This window comes from Haemophilus sp. THUN1690, from assembly GCF_059704375.1.
Window position 1 is genome coordinate 122,945 of the sequence record NZ_AP046582.1, and the last position, 16,490, is coordinate 139,434.

Annotated in this window: 18 protein-coding genes; 13 read left to right on the forward strand and 5 right to left on the reverse strand. The window is 36.0% G+C overall.

Going from position 1 to position 16,490, the window contains the following annotated elements; all coding sequences use genetic code 11:
- Position 1: 1 nt before the first annotated feature.
- The 4 genes from AC6H22_RS00555 to AC6H22_RS00570 all read right to left on the reverse strand — a co-directional run bounded on the left by AC6H22_RS00555 (position 2) and on the right by AC6H22_RS00570 (position 2,984).
- Entirely contained in the window at positions 2–478 is a 477-nt protein-coding gene (locus AC6H22_RS00555; protein ID WP_497515168.1) for a hypothetical protein, read from the reverse strand.
- A 307-nt stretch (positions 479–785) separates the two neighbouring features.
- On the reverse strand, positions 786–1,007 hold the full coding sequence (locus tag AC6H22_RS00560) for a sulfurtransferase TusA family protein (RefSeq protein WP_497515169.1): 222 nt from the start codon (positions 1,005–1,007) through the stop codon (positions 786–788).
- A 9-nt stretch (positions 1,008–1,016) separates the two neighbouring features.
- Positions 1,017–2,060, reverse strand: a complete 1,044-nt coding sequence (locus tag AC6H22_RS00565) for a YeeE/YedE thiosulfate transporter family protein (RefSeq protein ID WP_497515170.1) — start codon at positions 2,058–2,060, stop codon at positions 1,017–1,019.
- Positions 2,061–2,276: 216 nt separating this feature from the next.
- Positions 2,277–2,984, reverse strand: coding sequence for a 7-cyano-7-deazaguanine/7-aminomethyl-7-deazaguanine transporter (locus AC6H22_RS00570; RefSeq protein ID WP_497515171.1), 708 nt, complete (start codon positions 2,982–2,984; stop codon positions 2,277–2,279).
- 190 nt (positions 2,985–3,174) lie between these two features.
- Between AC6H22_RS00570 and pdxH the strand changes: the two genes are divergently transcribed.
- Complete coding sequence (gene pdxH / locus AC6H22_RS00575) at positions 3,175–3,807, forward strand: pyridoxamine 5'-phosphate oxidase (protein ID WP_497515173.1); 633 nt, start codon at positions 3,175–3,177, stop codon at positions 3,805–3,807.
- Between the two features lie 85 nt (positions 3,808–3,892).
- On the opposite strand, the gene typA is transcribed toward pdxH, so the two are convergent.
- Positions 3,893–5,743 (reverse strand): translational GTPase TypA, encoded by a 1,851-nt coding sequence (typA, locus tag AC6H22_RS00580; protein ID WP_005645535.1) that lies wholly within the window; start codon positions 5,741–5,743, stop codon positions 3,893–3,895.
- Positions 5,744–5,975: 232 nt separating this feature from the next.
- On the opposite strand from typA, the gene glnA reads away from it, so the two are divergent.
- The 12 genes from glnA to AC6H22_RS00640 all read left to right on the forward strand — a co-directional run bounded on the left by glnA (position 5,976) and on the right by AC6H22_RS00640 (position 16,490).
- Complete coding sequence (gene glnA / locus AC6H22_RS00585) at positions 5,976–7,394, forward strand: type I glutamate--ammonia ligase (protein ID WP_497515175.1); 1,419 nt, start codon at positions 5,976–5,978, stop codon at positions 7,392–7,394.
- 121 nt (positions 7,395–7,515) lie between these two features.
- Positions 7,516–8,307, forward strand: a complete 792-nt coding sequence (locus tag AC6H22_RS00590; RefSeq protein WP_497515176.1) for an ABC transporter permease — start codon at positions 7,516–7,518, stop codon at positions 8,305–8,307.
- Positions 8,304–9,035 (forward strand): ABC transporter ATP-binding protein, encoded by a 732-nt coding sequence (locus tag AC6H22_RS00595; RefSeq protein WP_007241916.1) that lies wholly within the window; start codon positions 8,304–8,306, stop codon positions 9,033–9,035. Before AC6H22_RS00590 ends, AC6H22_RS00595 begins: the two co-directional genes overlap by 4 nt.
- Positions 9,036–9,242: 207 nt before the next feature.
- Positions 9,243–9,404 carry a hypothetical protein gene (locus AC6H22_RS00600; protein WP_497515177.1) on the forward strand — a complete coding sequence of 54 codons (162 nt, stop codon included), beginning with the start codon at positions 9,243–9,245 and terminating at the stop codon, positions 9,402–9,404.
- Between the two features lie 44 nt (positions 9,405–9,448).
- Positions 9,449–9,625 carry a type II toxin-antitoxin system YafQ family toxin gene (locus AC6H22_RS00605; protein WP_497515179.1) on the forward strand — a complete coding sequence of 59 codons (177 nt, stop codon included), beginning with the start codon at positions 9,449–9,451 and terminating at the stop codon, positions 9,623–9,625.
- Between the two features lie 57 nt (positions 9,626–9,682).
- Positions 9,683–10,639: a hypothetical protein gene (locus AC6H22_RS00610; protein ID WP_497515180.1), complete on the forward strand. Its 957-nt coding sequence runs from the start codon at positions 9,683–9,685 to the stop codon at positions 10,637–10,639.
- Positions 10,639–11,652 carry a WavE lipopolysaccharide synthesis family protein gene (locus AC6H22_RS00615; RefSeq protein WP_497515181.1) on the forward strand — a complete coding sequence of 338 codons (1,014 nt, stop codon included), beginning with the start codon at positions 10,639–10,641 and terminating at the stop codon, positions 11,650–11,652. Before AC6H22_RS00610 ends, AC6H22_RS00615 begins: the two co-directional genes overlap by 1 nt.
- A 22-nt stretch (positions 11,653–11,674) precedes the next feature.
- Positions 11,675–12,400 carry a glycosyltransferase family 2 protein gene (locus AC6H22_RS00620; RefSeq protein ID WP_497515183.1) on the forward strand — a complete coding sequence of 242 codons (726 nt, stop codon included), beginning with the start codon at positions 11,675–11,677 and terminating at the stop codon, positions 12,398–12,400.
- On the forward strand, positions 12,397–12,783 hold the full coding sequence (locus AC6H22_RS00625; protein ID WP_497515184.1) for an HAD-IIIC family phosphatase: 387 nt from the start codon (positions 12,397–12,399) through the stop codon (positions 12,781–12,783). Before AC6H22_RS00620 ends, AC6H22_RS00625 begins: the two co-directional genes overlap by 4 nt.
- On the forward strand, positions 12,770–14,320 hold the full coding sequence (locus tag AC6H22_RS00630; protein ID WP_497515185.1) for a phosphotransferase: 1,551 nt from the start codon (positions 12,770–12,772) through the stop codon (positions 14,318–14,320). The genes AC6H22_RS00625 and AC6H22_RS00630 overlap by 14 nt, the downstream gene beginning before the upstream one ends.
- A gap of 14 nt (positions 14,321–14,334) precedes the next feature.
- Positions 14,335–15,486, forward strand: coding sequence for a UDP-galactopyranose mutase (glf, locus tag AC6H22_RS00635; protein WP_497515186.1), 1,152 nt, complete (start codon positions 14,335–14,337; stop codon positions 15,484–15,486).
- A 74-nt stretch (positions 15,487–15,560) separates the two neighbouring features.
- Positions 15,561–16,490 carry a glycosyltransferase family 2 protein gene (locus tag AC6H22_RS00640; protein WP_497515188.1) on the forward strand — a complete coding sequence of 310 codons (930 nt, stop codon included), beginning with the start codon at positions 15,561–15,563 and terminating at the stop codon, positions 16,488–16,490.

The following is a 16,490-nucleotide window of genomic DNA, read 5'->3' on the forward strand; positions in this document are numbered from 1 at the left end:
ATTAATGAGTTGCACAAGCGGTGTTATTTACACGAGAAATAGTATTAGCTTGATGCTTAAGCATTTTTAAAGCTTCTTGTGCTATTGCTGCATCCACCTCTTTTAGTTGAGGTTTTGATGCATTAGAGGTATCGACGTAGAAATAATGAACAGATCGTTTCGCGAGATTGACAGTTAAGTTTGTTGCAGGCTTCATTGCAACATAGTGAGTTTCAAGTGCGGTCGGTTTTGCACAAATTTCAGTTTTAGTGAATCCCCCGACTTGAAGAGAAGACAGGTATTCGCCATTTACTTTGATATTGACTGCGATTGGGTTTGCTCCAGCATCAGTGCGATAGAAAACTAAGCCAGCATGATTTTCTTGTGGTGTCACACTCGTTGATTGATTATCAAAATTTGACCATTTTTCGTTGTTTAATGAGCAAGCAGATAGCATGAAAGCTGCCATCGCTGCAGTAAAAAGTTTGGAAAGTCTCATAATAAAGTCCTTTAAAATATACTTATAGGTTCTAATCAAACGCAATTTTATTGTTTGAAAATCGTACGCACAGGGCGATAAGGCGCGCATTCTAACTGAAATTTAAAATAAAGGAAGGAAAAATTAAGAAATTTACACTTTATTTACAATGTAATTTTAACTTATTGATTTTATTATTTTGCTTGCTTGCTTGCTTGCTTGCTTGCTTGCTTGCTTGCTTGCTTGCTTGCTTGCTTGCTTTTTTGAGTGCTTGGCCAGCTATTCTGACCAAGCTAATGGAAAAGATATTTAGGATTTGATTTGTGTGTTATTTAATCACTGTAATTGACCATTTGGCATCATCAATTTGCTCGAAGTTTGTGACTTCATAGCCTTCTTCAGCCGCCCAAGCGGGAATAGCTTCGGTGGCTTGTGTGCAGTCAAATTCAATTTCTAGGCCATCTCCTTTATTTAACTTAGTCATAGCTTCTTTGGCTTCAATGAGAGGAAAGGGGCAAACTAGGCCGAGTGTTGGTAATTTAACGATCATATAAACTCCTTATGATGTTTTTGTTAATTTTAAACGTTGTGGACGGATAATGGTGAAGTAGGCGGCTACCCAGGTGCCGAGAATCATCAATGGCAATGAGACCCAACCTTGCCAAGAGAAAAAGGCAGTTTCGACTAAACCGTTACCGATGGAGCAACCACCTGCAAGGGTTGCCCCAATACCCATGAGAATACCGCCGAGTCCGCTGCGTAGAATCGTGGTGGCATCTGGTACGCGGACACGAAATTCATTGCTCGCTTTCGCACCGATGAATGAGCCGATAAAAATCCCTAAAACTAAGAATACGCCCCAGTTAATAAATTTACCGTCGCCAGTAACGAGGAATTGCATAATATTAGCGGATGGACCCGTGATCCCAAGTCCAAACTCACGACCAGTAGCGATACTGAGTGGCCAAGCAGCAAGTGCGATTAATCCGATTAATACAGCAGAGAAAAATGGGTGCCAGCGTTTTTCAAATAATAAGTGAGCAAGTCCCGTTTTCTTTGGTTTTAATGCCGCGATTTTTACGCTTGGTTTACTGAGATGTTTGTATACATAAAAGGCTGTTACTAAAGTTAATAATGCGACTAACCACCAAGGTGAGATACCGAATGTATCATAAATATTGCGTTGTTCGATATTGATGCTACGTAAAGTTTTATTGAATTCCCCTAATGGACCAGTACGCATGATGGCACTTAATAACATATAAGTGAATAAAGCAACCCAACTGCCGACTAATCCTTCTGCAGCACGGTACCATGTGCCTGTTGCACAACCGCCAGCAAGAACAATACCAATGCCAAATACAAAGGCACCGATAATTACTGCTAAAAAGGCAAAATTTTCAGCCGGATCCAGATTTAATACACCGATTTCTTTTAAGAGAAAGAAACCGATGGATTGCACGGTAATCGCCAATAAAAGGGCTACAAACATTTTGTTATTTTTGGTGACATACATATCGCGAAATGCGCCAGTAATACAAAAGCGCCCCCGCTGCATGACAAATCCGAGTAAAATTCCACAAAGTAATCCGGTTAAAAGCATAAATATTCCTCTCTTTTAGAACTAAGTAGGTCGGTATTTTCTAAAAAAATAAGAAGGTAGCGCCAATAACTTTTAGCTAGAAAATATATTTTTTTGATATAAAAAAGTGAGGTTATAAATTTATACTTTTTTACCACACTGTTTTAGCAACGTAATAATAATTAACCCCACTCAAAAGAGCGGGGTTAATTGTTTTATATACGCCAGAAATTTGGTTTATGCAGGAACGCGTTCTGCTACGAGCATTTGTAGTTTTCGTAAAATGACATTTAATACTACGCCATAGGCTGGGACGAACAAGATAATTCCTATAAATAATTTAAATAGATAATCTACAAAGCTGAGTTGTGCCCAGTGTTCAGCCATAAAAGGATCTGCACTTTGGTAGAAGGCTACACTGAAGAAAACAAACGTATCAGCCATTGAGCCGAATGTCATTGAGCTAGTTGGCGCCACCCACCATGTTTTTAACTGGCGTAAACGGTTAAATACGATCACATCAAGTAATTGTCCTACCACGTAAGCTGCAAAGCTCGCAATAGCAATACGGAATACAAACAGATTGAAACGCGTTAATGATTCAAAACCTTGGAATTTGCTTTCAGAGAATAAAACAGATATGACATAACTTACAATAAGTGCAGGAAACATCACCACGAAGATGATTTTTCTCGCATCTTCCGCACCGAAAATACGCACAGTCAAATCAGTAGCCAAAAAGATAAATGGGAATGTGAGCGTTCCCCAAGTGCTGTGGAAAGAAAAATCATTTGCTGCACCAAGTGCGGTTAATTTTAGCGTGATTTCAAAAGGGATTTGTACAAAGTAATTGCTCGCTGCAATGATGAATATGTGGAAAAAGCTGAGCCAGATGATTGCACGACGTTTTTGTTGATCATTAAAGATCGGGGAGTTTAATTTCATGTTGTACCTTTTTAGTTTAAATAAATCGGGGTTAGGGAACCCGAGGTTGAATATAGGGGGCTAGATAATACGCATATTTCAAATAATTGCAAGATTCGATGTCATTTGAGTTTTATTTTATGAAAATTGACGAACGATTTTACAGCCTTTATTCTATTTGCGTTTTTCATCAAATTTGAAAGGAGAGAAAATGGAGTTACACAATATTCGCGATGAATATACTAAACGAGTGCTTTCACAACATGATTGCCATGAAAATCCAATCTCGCAATTTGAACAGTGGCAGAAGGAGGCAATTCATGCGCAAGTTAACGAGCCTACTGCAATGAATATTGCGACTGTTGATGAACAAGGTCGCCCAAATAGCCGAATGGTATTGCTAAAAGAAGTCAATGAGCAAGGTTTTGTCTTCTTTACGAATTATCTTAGTCGAAAAGGTAGTTGTATTGAGCGTAATCCTTATGTTGCGCTGACTTTCTTTTGGCCTGAATTGGAACGCCAAGTGCGAATTGAAGGTAAGGCGGTTAAAATCCCATCAGAGCAATCCGATAAATATTTTGCTACCCGACCTTACACCAGTCGTATAGGAGCTTGGGCAAGTGAGCAAAGTGCGGTGATTTCTAATTATAAATCGTTGCTAGCAAAAGCAGCATTGGTTGCAGCTAAACATCCATTAAACGTGCCTAGACCAGATTATTGGGGCGGCTATTTAGTTGTGCCAGAAACCGTGGAATTTTGGCAGGGGCGACCAAGCCGTTTACATGATCGCATTCGTTATCGCAAGGCAAGTGATAATTGGATTAGAGAAAGACTTTCTCCTTAGTAAATTGAGCATAAAAATAACCGCACTTTAGTTGTATCCCAAAGTGCGGTTAATTTTTTACAAATTTTCGTGCTAGCGTTGTTTATTAATGCGTGCTAGTACTTGTCGTTGTACGATTTGCACGTTTACGATCGTTTTCCGTTAAAAGTTTTTTACGGATACGAATCGACTCAGGTGTTACTTCCACTAACTCATCGTCATCGATAAATTCAATCGCTTGTTCAAGACTGAATTTTACAGGTGTAGTCAGCACAATCGCATCGTCTTTACCTGAGGCACGCATATTGGTTAGTTTTTTACCTTGTAAGCAGTTTACGGTTAAGTCATTTGAGCGGCTATGAATACCGATAATTTGACCTTCATAAACTTCTACGTTTGCATCAATCATTAACTTACCACGTTCTTGTAAGCCAAATAATGCATAGCCTAGTGCTTTGCCTGTTGCATTAGAAATCAACACACCATTTTTACGTTGACCGATATCTCCACCTTTGATTTCATCGTAGTGGCTAAAGCTTGAGTAAAGTAAGCCTGTACCAGAAGTCATGGTCATAAAGTCACCACGGAAGCCAATTAATCCACGGCTAGGAATGATGTATTCTAAGCGAACACGACCTTTACCGTCAGGCAACATGTCGCGAACTTCACCTTTACGGATACCTAATGCTTCCATCACAGAACCTTGATGTTGTTCTTCCACATCAATAGTTACTTGTTCGTATGGCTCTTGTTTTTTACCGTCAATATCACGATAGATTACTTTAGGGCGAGAAACGGCAAGCTCATAACCTTCGCGGCGCATATTTTCAATTAACACAGAAAGATGTAATTCACCACGACCAGAAACACGGAATTCATCTGGGTTTGGGGTTTCTTCTACGCGTAACGCTACGTTGTGAACCAATTCTTTATTTAAACGTTCAAGAATTTGACGTGATGTAACGTATTTACCTTCTTGCCCCGCAAATGGAGAGGTATTTACACAGAAGAACATGGTTACTGTTGGTTCGTCAACAGTTAATGATGGAAGCGCTTCAACTGCGTTGATATCACAAATCGTATCAGAAATATTTAATTCACCTAAACCAGTGATTGCCACGATATCGCCCGCGTAGGCAATATCTTCTTCATAACGTTGTAAACCAAGATGACCAAGTACTTGACCGATACGACCTTGACGAGTTTTTCCTTCACTATTGATGATAGTAACAGGTTGGTTTGGTTTAATCGAACCACGCTTAATACGACCAATACCAATAACACCTACATAGTTGTTGTAGTCTAATTGTGAAATTTGCATTTGGAATGGCGCGTCAAGTTCTACTTTTGGTGGTTCTACATGTTTCACAATGGCTTCAAATAACGGGGTCATATCTTCTGCTAATTCTTCATGCTCAAGACCTGCAACACCATTTAGCGCTGAAGCATAGATAATAGGGAAGTCTAACTGTTCATCTGTTGCACCAAGATTTACGAATAAGTCAAACACTTGATCCACAACCCAGTCTGGACGCGCACCAGGGCGGTCAACTTTATTAATTACGACAATAGGTTTTAAACCATGAGCGAACGCTTTTTGGGTCACGAAACGCGTTTGTGGCATTGGGCCATCAAACGCATCAACAACTAATAGAACAGAGTCCACCATAGAAAGTACGCGCTCAACTTCACCACCGAAGTCTGCGTGCCCTGGAGTATCCACGATGTTAATGCGGTAGTCATTCCAGTTAATCGCGGTATTTTTTGCAAGAATGGTAATGCCACGTTCTTTTTCAAGATCGTTTGAGTCCATAACGCGTTCATCTACATCACCACGTGCAGATTCAAAAGTACCAGATTGTTGAAGAAGTTTATCTACAAGAGTGGTTTTACCATGGTCAACGTGCGCAATAATTGCGATGTTACGGAGTTTTTTAATATCAATTTCGTTTTTCATTGTTTAATGCTTTGATTAGATGAGATGCAATTTCTTATTACATCGTTACATAAAAAATGGTGCAACGAGTTGCACCCTGCGTTTCTACATTTGTCGAAAGGGCAAAAATTATACATGTATTTTTCTTTTTCTGCTATGACTAGAATAAGAAAAATAAATCTCATGAAAAAATAGTATGGTTACGTTATAATGCGAACTTATTTTAATCGGACTAATTATAGAGGACTCCCTAATGCCAAACGCAAATGCAATCGCCAATGTATTTAAGCTAATTGAAGAAAATAATGTGAAATTTGTACTTCTTCGATTCACTGATATTAAAGGCAAAGAGCATGGTGTATCAATTCCAGTAAGCCTTGTGGATGAAGAAATGTTTGAAGACGGTAAGATGTTTGATGGTTCCTCTGTAGAAGGATGGAAGACTATTAATAAAGCCGATATGTTGCTTATGCCAATCGCTGAAACTGCAGTGATCGATCCATTCGCGCAAATTCCAACGCTTTCTATTCGTTGTAGTGTTTATGAACCAACGACAATGCAAAGCTACGATCGCGATCCGCGCTCTATTGCAATTCGTGCAGAAAATTATATGCGTTCAACAGGTATTGCGGATCAAGCTTTTTTCGGCCCAGAGCCTGAATTCTTCTTATTTGATGATGTGCGTTTTAATGTATCAATGAACAAAGCGTCTTTTTCTATTGATGATATAGAAGCTGCTTGGAACACGAATAAAAAATATGAAGAAGGCAATAACGCTTATCGCCCATTGAAAAAAGGTGGTTACTGTGCGGTTGCTCCAATTGATACGGCTCATGATATTCGCTCTGAAATGTGTTTAATTTTAGAAGAAATGGGCTTAGTCATCGAAGCTCATCACCATGAAGTGGCAACCGCAGGTCAAAATGAAATTGCAACGAAATTCAATAGCTTAACCTTGAAAGCGGATGAAACACAAATCTATAAATATGTGGTACAAAACGTGGCATTAGAACACGGTAAAACCGCTTGCTTTATGCCTAAACCAATCACGGGTGACAATGGTTCAGGCATGCACTGCAATATGTCATTAAGCAAAGACGGTAAAAATATTTTCCAAGGTGATAAATATGCAGGCCTTTCTGAAACCGCACTTTATTACATCGGCGGTATCATTAAGCATGCTAAAGCATTAAATGCTTTCACCAACCCAAGTACTAATTCATATAAACGTTTAGTACCAGGTTTTGAAGCACCAGTATTGTTGGCTTATTCTGCAAGCAACCGTTCTGCTTCAATCCGTATCCCAGCAGTAACCAACCCAAAAGCAATTCGTATTGAAGCGCGTTTCCCAGATCCATTGGCAAATCCATATCTTGCATTCGCTGCATTATTGATGGCTGGCCTTGATGGCGTAGTAAACAAAATCCACCCAGGCGATGCAATGGATAAAAATCTCTACGATCTTCCACCAGAAGAATTAAAAGATATTCCAGCGGTAGCAAGCTCATTAGAAGAAGCGTTGAATTCATTAGAAAAAGACTATGAATTCTTAACGCAAGCTGGTGTGTTTGCGAAAGACTTTATCGAAGCATTTATTAGTATTAAACGTAAAGAAGTAGAACGTTTAAATATGACACCACATCCAGTTGAGTTTGAGATGTATTATGCATAAGAAACAATAGATTTCTAGTTGCTAAATGAGAAAGTGCGGTCATTTTTGGCCGCACTTTTTGTATGTGATATCACGTTGAATTCGTGTATAATCGAAATCCGATTATAGATAGGACTAGATTATGCTAAATAAATTTGTAGGCAAATTTCGCCGATTTTATGCATTTAATGAGCTATTAAAACAGCTTGTTGTAAGAGATATTAAATTAAAGTATAGAAGAAGTTATTTAGGTTATCTTTGGAGTGTTTTAAACCCATTAATGTTAATGGGGGTTTTAGTATTTGTGTTTTCTAATATTTTTAGATCAAACATTCCTAATTTTCCGCTTTATCTATTAACTGGGCAAATTATTTTTAATTTCATGGTGGAAGCAACAAATATGTCAGTAGGATCTATTACTGGCAATGCTGCGCTATTGAAAAAAACTTATGTGCCTAAATATGTATTTACTATATCAAAAGTTGGGAGTTCTTTAGTTAATTTAGTATTTTCATTAGGTGCGTTATTATTAGTAATGATAGTAACTAAGGCTGATTTTTCATTAGCCTTAATATTTTTTCCTATTGTTATTTTTCAGGTGTTTGTCTTTAGTTTGGGGGTTGGCTTATTTTTAGCAGCGGTGACAGTATTTTTTAGAGATGTTCAGTATTTATGGGGAGTGTTTATTTCTATGTGGATGTATTGTACTCCAATATTCTACCCAGTATCTATTATCCCTGAGAAATATTTGTTTTATTACAAAGCATTAAATCCAATGTATTTATATGTTGAACAATTTAGAAATATTATTTTATCTGCAACGTTTCCTGACTTGAAACTAATTCTAGCAGGCTTTGCAGTTGCTTTTATTGCGTTAATTTTTGGCACATGGTACTTCAATAAAAAACAAGATGAATTTATTTTATATATATGATGAACGACACTGTGATTAAAGTTACCGATGCTACTGTGCGCTTTAATATGGCGACAGAAAGCTTCAACGGGCTAAAAGAATACATAATCAAAATGCTGAAAGGTGATTTGATGTTTCAAGAGTTTTTGGCGTTAAAAGATGTAAATCTTGAAGTAAAACGTGGGGAGTCTTGGGGCTTAATTGGTACCAATGGTTCAGGAAAATCCACACTTTTAAAGCTAATCTGTGGCATTTTAAAGCCTTACAAAGGTACGGTTGAAGTGCATGGCAATATTGCTCCTCTTATTGAGCTGGGTGCTGGTTTTGATGGTGAACTTACCGCAAGAGAAAATATTTATCTTAATGGCGCACTTTTAGGGCATAAAAAAGCCTTTATGGAGCAACATTTTGATGAAATTATTGAGTTTGCTGAGCTGCAAAATTTTGTGGATGTGCCAATTAAAAACTTTTCATCAGGGATGGCAGCGCGCCTAGGCTTTGCCGTGGCAACCATTGTAAAACCTGAAATTTTAATTGTGGATGAAGTGCTTGCCGTAGGCGATGCCGCGTTCCAAGAAAAATGTAAAAAACGTATGGAAGATATGCTCTCTGGTGGCACAACTTTGCTTTTTGTTTCCCATTCTATCGATCAAGTTAAAGCGCTTTGCCAAAATGTGATTTGGTTGGATAAAGGCGTTGTTCGAGCCAGTGGTAACGCTGAAGATGTGATCCCACTTTATGCAGGGTAATAGCTATAAATAAAGGCGAATTAAAAGAAATTTTAGAAAATGGTGAAAATTCAGGAATTGAATTTAAGCCTGATGATATTCACCCTTAGCAACTGGCTAAAGAAATTGTCACTTTGGATAATTTCCAAGGTGGCAAAATTTTATTCGGTGGTAGAAGATGATGGGTCTGTTTCAGGTATTCAGCGAGAAAATCTTGAAGAATGAGTGATGAATGTTTTTCGTGACAAGATTCATCCAACGGCTGAGCTTCCTTCAGGACTGGTAGAACCTAATGCTGAAACAATGCAAGCAATTTATGATGCAGAAAACAATATTAATTTATCTAGATATTCTAATATTGATGGGCTTAAAAAAGATTTAGGTTGGTAACACTATTTTTGATGTTATTTTGACTAGTCAATTCAAAAAAGGACGTGAAGAAATATCAGAATAACTCAAAGGCTAAAGGCATTATTTTAAAGGTTATTGAGTTACTTCAAACAGGTAATTTACTGCCTAGAGAATATGAAGAAAATTCCTTAATAGGCAATTATATTGGCTACCTCGAATGTTATGGACGTCCTGATTACCTATATATAAAAGGGATATAGAAAAAAAAGAGATAACATCATATAGAGTCGGCTCTCATTCTAAATTGTTTAAATAAAATGATATATATTTCAATCCCCGTACATGAAAAAATAGAAATAATCATTGATCAAGCTAAGAATTTTTATAAGTTCTTCCCCGAAGCAATGATTGTTTTGCATTTATCAAAAGGTGCAGCATTTTCTTTAGATAATTTGAAATCTGAATTATCTAAAGAAAATGTTAATAATGTGTTGGTGAATCCTAAACAAGTAGAAACGAGTTGGGGGGGGATTTTAAATGCACATTTAGAAAATATTCGCTATATACTAACTTTAGGTGATGCAGAAAAAGTTATTTTCCATTCTTCAAATGACATGCTTGTTAAAAAAGGTATATTTGACTATGTGAAAAATAGAAAAAATATTTTTAATCTACGTCCTATAATCGAAGATTCATTTTGGTGGGTAGGTAGAAGAGCATTAAGAGATCCTCCTATGATGAACTTCTTTGATAATCACTTACTAGGATCTCAAATAGAAGGTTCCATGTATGAAATATCATTATTGGAAGAGCTTATTAAAGAAGTTGATAAAAATCCTAATTTATTAAAAAGTAATAGACCATATCCTAAAGAAGAGATTATTTTTTCTTCGTTTGCGAATAAGAAAAATATAGAGAATAACGGACTTCCATACATTTTTTCTGAAGTGCATAGATTCGATCATACATTTTTTAAATATATAAATAAGTATCTAGCTCTATTTGATAGAGATGGAATCACCTATAAAGCATTAAAGTATATAATTAACTTGTTGGTTTTAAGGTTGTTAAAGTACCAAATAAATATTAGAGATATTAATGCAATAGTGGATTCTAATGCAGAATATTTTAAAGGCTATACTGAACTTATTGATGGAAAAAATATAAAATGGTCTGTGTTTGATATTAATAATATTTTTGGAGTTAAGAGAGTTAGTAGAGATATGCAGAACACTATTAGAATTAGTATAAATAACATTAATGGAGATTTATAATGAATCCAAAAGATATCACAGTCATTTTTCAAGGTGCAACAAAACCATATACTGCGGAAGATGGGCTTGTATTTCATTATACCTTAAAAAAATTAAAAAAAATTCTTCCGGGTTGTAAGGTAATATTATCTACTTGGGAGGGATCTATAATTCCAGATTCATGGGAATTAGATGAAATTATATTTAATAAAGATCCTGGCTCATTTATTGGTATTCATAGAGTAGATCCTGCTCATCAGAATAATATTAATAGACAAATTGTATCTACATATAATGCATTGTTAAAAACAAAAACTAAATATGCAGTTAAGATGCGCTCAGATGCTGAGCTAACGCATGCTGGATTTTTAGACTATTTTAAGAAATTTGGAAGCGATAGTACTATTGTAACTTGTTCTTTATTTACTATTGATGGAACAACTTATCATCATATGCCATTTCATACTAGTGATTGGTTTCAGTTTGGAACTACACAACGATTGTTAGAATACTGGGGATGTGAACATCTGACAAGGGAAGATGCTGAATGGTACTTATCTCATGACTATGCGAAAGGAAGTACCTATTGGGATAGAGAGCTTTTACCAAGATTAGTTGTAGAACAGTACTTGACAGTATCTTATGCAAATAAATTAGGTTATGTTGTTCCTCAATACCATAATGATGCACGGATTGAGGTGATGGAGTCATATAGAGAATTTCTTGCGCGTGAGGTTGTTGTTCTAGATCCTTGGCAAATAGGGTTTAATTTCCCTAAATATCATCGAGACTATCATTCAATGTTCGCTTCAATGAATTGTATCATGTTCGCTGATTGGTATTATAACTACATTAATTTAACCAAGCCTAAATTTCTAGATAAAGGTTATTATCTAGCAGGAGTTGCACGTAATAAGAAAAAAAATCTATTACGTTTTATGATGAAGTTAGTGAAACCAATTGAAGATTATTGGTATCCATCTAAATTTAGAAAATTAATCACTAAATTTGTATTGAAGTTTAAATTATTTTAATTGATATATTTAGGAATTCATTATGTTTATCATCCCAATGGCGGGCTTAAGCTCCCGTTTTTTTAAAGCTGGTTATACTAAACCTAAATATCAACTTAATTTGAACGGTGAAAGTGTTTTTGCTTGGTCCGTAAAATCTTTTGCGCAATATTTCAAATCAGATAAATTTGTTTTTATTTATCGTGATGTTTATGAAACTAAGGATTTTCTAGAAGTAGAAATCAAAAACTTAGGTATCACTGATTATGAATTAGTTTGTTTACCCGAAGAAACCTTAGGGCAGGCTGATACAGTTTATCAAGGTATCAAGCATATTAAAGAAGATAAAGAGATTTATATTTTTAATATTGATTCTAGAATAATTGACTTTGTGAAACCAAATTGGGTTAATGAATGTGATGGTTATCTAGAAGTTTTTAAAGGTGAAGGAGACCATTGGTCTTTTGCTATGCCTGATGGAATGTCTAAAAAAGTTATTCGCACTACTGAGAAAGAACGAATCTCTGATTTGTGTAGCGATGGTTTATATTATTTTAAAAATAAATCTGTATTTGAGAAATTGTTTTTAGATGCCAAACATTCAGGTAATACTACAAAAAATGAATATTACATAGCGCCACTTTATAATGACTTAATTACTCAAGGAAAAGTTGTTTATTACGATCTTATCCCTAATGATGAAATTCTGTTTTGTGGAACACCAGATGAATATCTAGCATTATTAAATAAAGTAGGAGCCATAATATGAAACGTTTAATTATGGATTTAGATAATACCATTACTCTTACGGAGAATGGAGATTATAGAAATGCTAAACCGATAATTCCGGTAATTGAAAAGTTACGCGAATATAAAGCAAAGGGGTTTGAAATCGTTATTAGCTCAAGCCGTAATATGAGAACTTATGAAGGCAACGTTGGCAAGATCAATGTTAATACATTACCGATTATTATGACCTGGCTAGATCGCCATAATGTCCCTTATGATGAAATTTATGTCGGTAAACCTTGGTGCGGGTATGATGGCTTTTATGTGGATGATCGTGCTGTTCGCCCCGATGAATTTGTTTCAATGAGCTATGATGAAATCCGTAAATTAACAAAAATGGATGGTGAATATGATTCTAATTAATTCAGCGGCTTATGTGAATGCAGAATTTCGTAATGAATTTGGTTCAATTCCACCTTGCTTTTTGCCTATTGGAAATAAGAAATTGCTTTCATATCAAGTGAATGCATTACGTAAGCAATTTTCACAAAAAATTATTGTTTCTCTTCCTAGTAATTATGCTATAAGCATTGATGAATCATTATTACTTCAAGAGCTTAATGTTGAGCCAATCTTTGTTCAAGACGGTATTTCATTGGGAATGGCACTTCTTTATGTCCTAAATGCCATTGGTTATGAAAATGAAACATTAAGATTACTACATGGCGATACGTTATTAGGGTGCTTTCCTGAAGATATTGATTGTGTTGGTTTAGGTAAACCTCAAGATGACTACACTTGGGAAGTTGAAGATTTTAATGCCGTATGGTGCGGTTTCTTTGCATTTTCTAGCCCTAAAGCCTTTGTGAGGGCATTAGCTCTTTCTCAAGGAGATTTTGTAAAATCAGTTAAAATTTATGAAGAAGAGAAAGGCATTGATTATGAGAACGTAGATTCATGGTATGACTTTGGGCATATCAATACTTATTTCCAATCGCGCTCAACTATTACGACACAACGAGCCTTTAATTCATTAAAAATTGAAAACGGTGTGGTATGGAAATCAGGTACTCCACCAAGAAAAATTGAGGCTGAAGCAAATTGGTTCCAACAATTACCTGCGGAATTAAAACGTTTTACACCACAATTAATTCAGTCTGGGAAAACAGAACAAGGTAATCCGTTCTATGAAACTGAGTATCTCCCTATCTTGCCATTAAATGAGATTTTCGTCCATGGTAGAAATCCAGTAGCTTTTTGGGAAAAAGTGCTTGGTTTGATTTCATTTTATATGAATGAATCTCGCAAATATTTTTCTTATGATGATAAAGGGCTTATTGAAAAAATTCACCAAGATTCGACCGCTCTTTACGCAGATAAAACTTATGAGCGCTTAGAAGCTTATGCAAAACAGAAAAGTATTGATCTAGATAAGCCTACCCGTTATAACGGAAAAGACTTGCCACCTCTACGCCAAATTGCACAAGAGTGCATTGATGCTTCATTAGCATTACCTGAAGTCCCAGCTGTTGTGCATGGTGATTTATGTTTTAGTAATGTAATGTATGATTCTCGCAGCAATAGTGTAAAAGTGATCGACCCTAGAGGATTGAATATTCAGCAAGAATTAACTATTTACGGAAATCAAAGTTACGATTTGGCAAAACTCTGCCATTCTTTCATTGGTTTATATGACTTTATTATCGCTGATGCATTCCACCTTGAAAAAAGTGATGAGATTGGTGTAAAACTTAGATTTAACTTAGATTCACGTTTGAAACAAGTTCAGTCTATGTTTATGCAAAAATCACTAATTCCGGAGTTATCAAATAAAGCTATTATTGCACCAACAATCTTGCTGTTCTTATCTATGATTCCATTACATTTTGATAAACCACATAGACAAGAAGCAATGTTAGCAAATGCGTTGCGTTTATATGTAGAATATTTTAAGGCTTAATTTAGGATATTACTTTGCAAAAGCATTTTCTTTTGGTCGGCACAGGTTTCTCCAATGCCGTTATCGCTCGCGAATTAGCAGATAAAGGTTATAAAACGGTTGTTATCGATTCTCGTAGCCATGTAGCAGGTAACTGTCACTCTGAACGTGATGCTGAAACGAATGTAATGGTGCATGTTTATGGCCCACATATTTTCCATACTGATAATGAGCGAGTATGGAATTATGTAAACAACTTTGGTGAGTTTATGCCATTTGTTAATCGTGTAAAAACGATTAGCCAAGGTGCGGTATATTCTCTCCCAATTAACTTGCATACGATTAACCAATTCTTTGGAAAAACGTGCTCCCCGAAAGAAGCAAAAGCTTTAATTGAAGCGCAAGCAGATTTGTCTATTACTGATCCGCAAACCTTTGAAGAGCAAGCAATGCGTTTTGTAGGTAAGGATTTGTATAAAGCTTTCTTCTATGGTTACACTAAAAAACAATGGGGTGTTGAGCCAAAAGAGTTACCGGCAAGCATTTTAAAACGCTTACCTGTGCGTTTTAATTATGACGATAACTACTTTGCACATAAATTCCAAGGTATGCCAAAAGAGGGGTATACGCAAATTGTGGAAGCGATTTTAGATCATGAAAATATTGAAGTGCGTTTAAATACACCATTTGCTGAATCGATGAAAGCTGAATTTGATCATATTTTCTGGTCAGGTCCGTTAGATGCGTACTTCGGATTTGAGTTAGGTCGCTTAGGTTATCGTACCTTAGATTTTGAGGCATTCCGTGATGAGGGTGATTTCCAAGGTAATGCGGTAATTAACTATGGTGATGAAGAAGTACCCTATACTCGTATTTCAGAACATAAACACTTTGCGCCATGGGAACAACACGAGAAAACAATTTGTTATCGTGAATTTAGCCGTCTATGTGGTGAAAATGATATTCCGTATTACCCGATTCGTTTAGTGAAAGATAAAGCTCTTTTACAACAATATGTTGAAAAAGCGAACAAGGAAACGCAAGTGACTTTTGTCGGGCGTTTAGGTACTTATCGTTATTTAGATATGGATGTGACGATTAAAGAAGCTTTAGAAACAGCTGATGTTGTAAAAGAATCATTAGAAAAACAGACCGCACTTAAACCTTTTTATGTAAATATGGACTAAAGTATAGCGAGTCTAGAAATAAAGCCATATACGATTTCGTGTATGGCTTTTGTTTAAATAAAATTGAGTTGATTATGCATGCTGAAAAATCAATTTGTGCAGTGGTTGTAACGTTTAACCGCAAAGTATTATTATTAAATTGTTTAAATGCGCTAAAAGCCCAAACACATCCTTTATCTCATATTGTGGTGATTGATAATGCCAGTACTGATGGCACAGCTGATTTTTTAGGTGAGCATGGTTGGACAAATAATGATGCTTTTACTTTCATCACCTTGCCCGAAAATATGGGGGGAGCAGGTGGATTCCATGAAGGGATCAAGTATGCGTTTGAACAAGGTTTTGATTATATTTGGTTGATGGATGATGATGGATTTCCAGCTGAAACATGTTTGGAAAAGCTTTTACCTTATGTATCTCATAATTGCTATATTGGCCCTATTGTGATTGATTGTGAAGGCAAGGAAAAACTAAGTTTTAGCTTACGGTTGCCAAATAGTTTACAAGTAATTGATCATTACTCTGATATCCCTAAATCTTTAAAAATAGATAATCAAATTAAGGATACAGTATTGCCTTTTAATGGTACATTAATCGGAAGGGATCTTGTCCAACAAATGGGATTTCCTATGCAGGAATACTTTATTTGGGGAGATGAGAGAGAATATACAATGCGTGCAGAGGCATGCCGTGCCAATATTTTGACAGTGATTGATGCATTATTTTATCATCCTATTGCAAGTTCTATATCAGAACCAATGTTTTTTGGTAAATTACGGTTTAATAATGCACATTCAGATTTAAAACAATATTGTTTTTGTCGTAATACAATTGCTACTTTTGCCAAGCATAAAGGGTTTATTTATGCTCTGGCTTTTTTTGTTAAAACGACTTGGTTTTATGCATTTACTCAGCCAAGCTTTTCTCGTTTACTATTTGCTTGGCGTGCAATGTGGCATGGGCTGACTAATGACTTTTCTCATCACAAGGATTACTTAAAATAA

What these genes read in the sequence shown, in the direction of transcription:
- AC6H22_RS00640 (WP_497515188.1), top strand. Translation starts at nt 15,561, where the DNA reads ATGCATGCTGAAAAATCAATTTGTGCAGTGGTTGTAACGTTTAACCGC.
- AC6H22_RS00595 (WP_007241916.1), top strand. Translation starts at nt 8,304, where the DNA reads ATGATGAACGACACTGTGATTAAAGTTACCGATGCTACTGTGCGCTTT.
- AC6H22_RS00600 (WP_497515177.1), top strand. Translation starts at nt 9,243, where the DNA reads ATGAATGTTTTTCGTGACAAGATTCATCCAACGGCTGAGCTTCCTTCA.
- glnA (WP_497515175.1), top strand. Translation starts at nt 5,976, where the DNA reads ATGCCAAACGCAAATGCAATCGCCAATGTATTTAAGCTAATTGAAGAA.
- AC6H22_RS00560 (WP_497515169.1), bottom strand. Translation starts at nt 1,007, where the DNA reads ATGATCGTTAAATTACCAACACTCGGCCTAGTTTGCCCCTTTCCTCTC.
- AC6H22_RS00625 (WP_497515184.1), top strand. Translation starts at nt 12,397, where the DNA reads ATGAAACGTTTAATTATGGATTTAGATAATACCATTACTCTTACGGAG.
- AC6H22_RS00570 (WP_497515171.1), bottom strand. Translation starts at nt 2,984, where the DNA reads ATGAAATTAAACTCCCCGATCTTTAATGATCAACAAAAACGTCGTGCA.
- AC6H22_RS00615 (WP_497515181.1), top strand. Translation starts at nt 10,639, where the DNA reads ATGAATCCAAAAGATATCACAGTCATTTTTCAAGGTGCAACAAAACCA.
- AC6H22_RS00555 (WP_497515168.1), bottom strand. Translation starts at nt 478, where the DNA reads ATGAGACTTTCCAAACTTTTTACTGCAGCGATGGCAGCTTTCATGCTA.
- typA (WP_005645535.1), bottom strand. Translation starts at nt 5,743, where the DNA reads ATGAAAAACGAAATTGATATTAAAAAACTCCGTAACATCGCAATTATT.
- AC6H22_RS00565 (WP_497515170.1), bottom strand. Translation starts at nt 2,060, where the DNA reads ATGCTTTTAACCGGATTACTTTGTGGAATTTTACTCGGATTTGTCATG.
- AC6H22_RS00610 (WP_497515180.1), top strand. Translation starts at nt 9,683, where the DNA reads ATGATATATATTTCAATCCCCGTACATGAAAAAATAGAAATAATCATT.
- pdxH (WP_497515173.1), top strand. Translation starts at nt 3,175, where the DNA reads ATGGAGTTACACAATATTCGCGATGAATATACTAAACGAGTGCTTTCA.
- AC6H22_RS00620 (WP_497515183.1), top strand. Translation starts at nt 11,675, where the DNA reads ATGTTTATCATCCCAATGGCGGGCTTAAGCTCCCGTTTTTTTAAAGCT.
- AC6H22_RS00630 (WP_497515185.1), top strand. Translation starts at nt 12,770, where the DNA reads ATGATTCTAATTAATTCAGCGGCTTATGTGAATGCAGAATTTCGTAAT.
- AC6H22_RS00590 (WP_497515176.1), top strand. Translation starts at nt 7,516, where the DNA reads ATGCTAAATAAATTTGTAGGCAAATTTCGCCGATTTTATGCATTTAAT.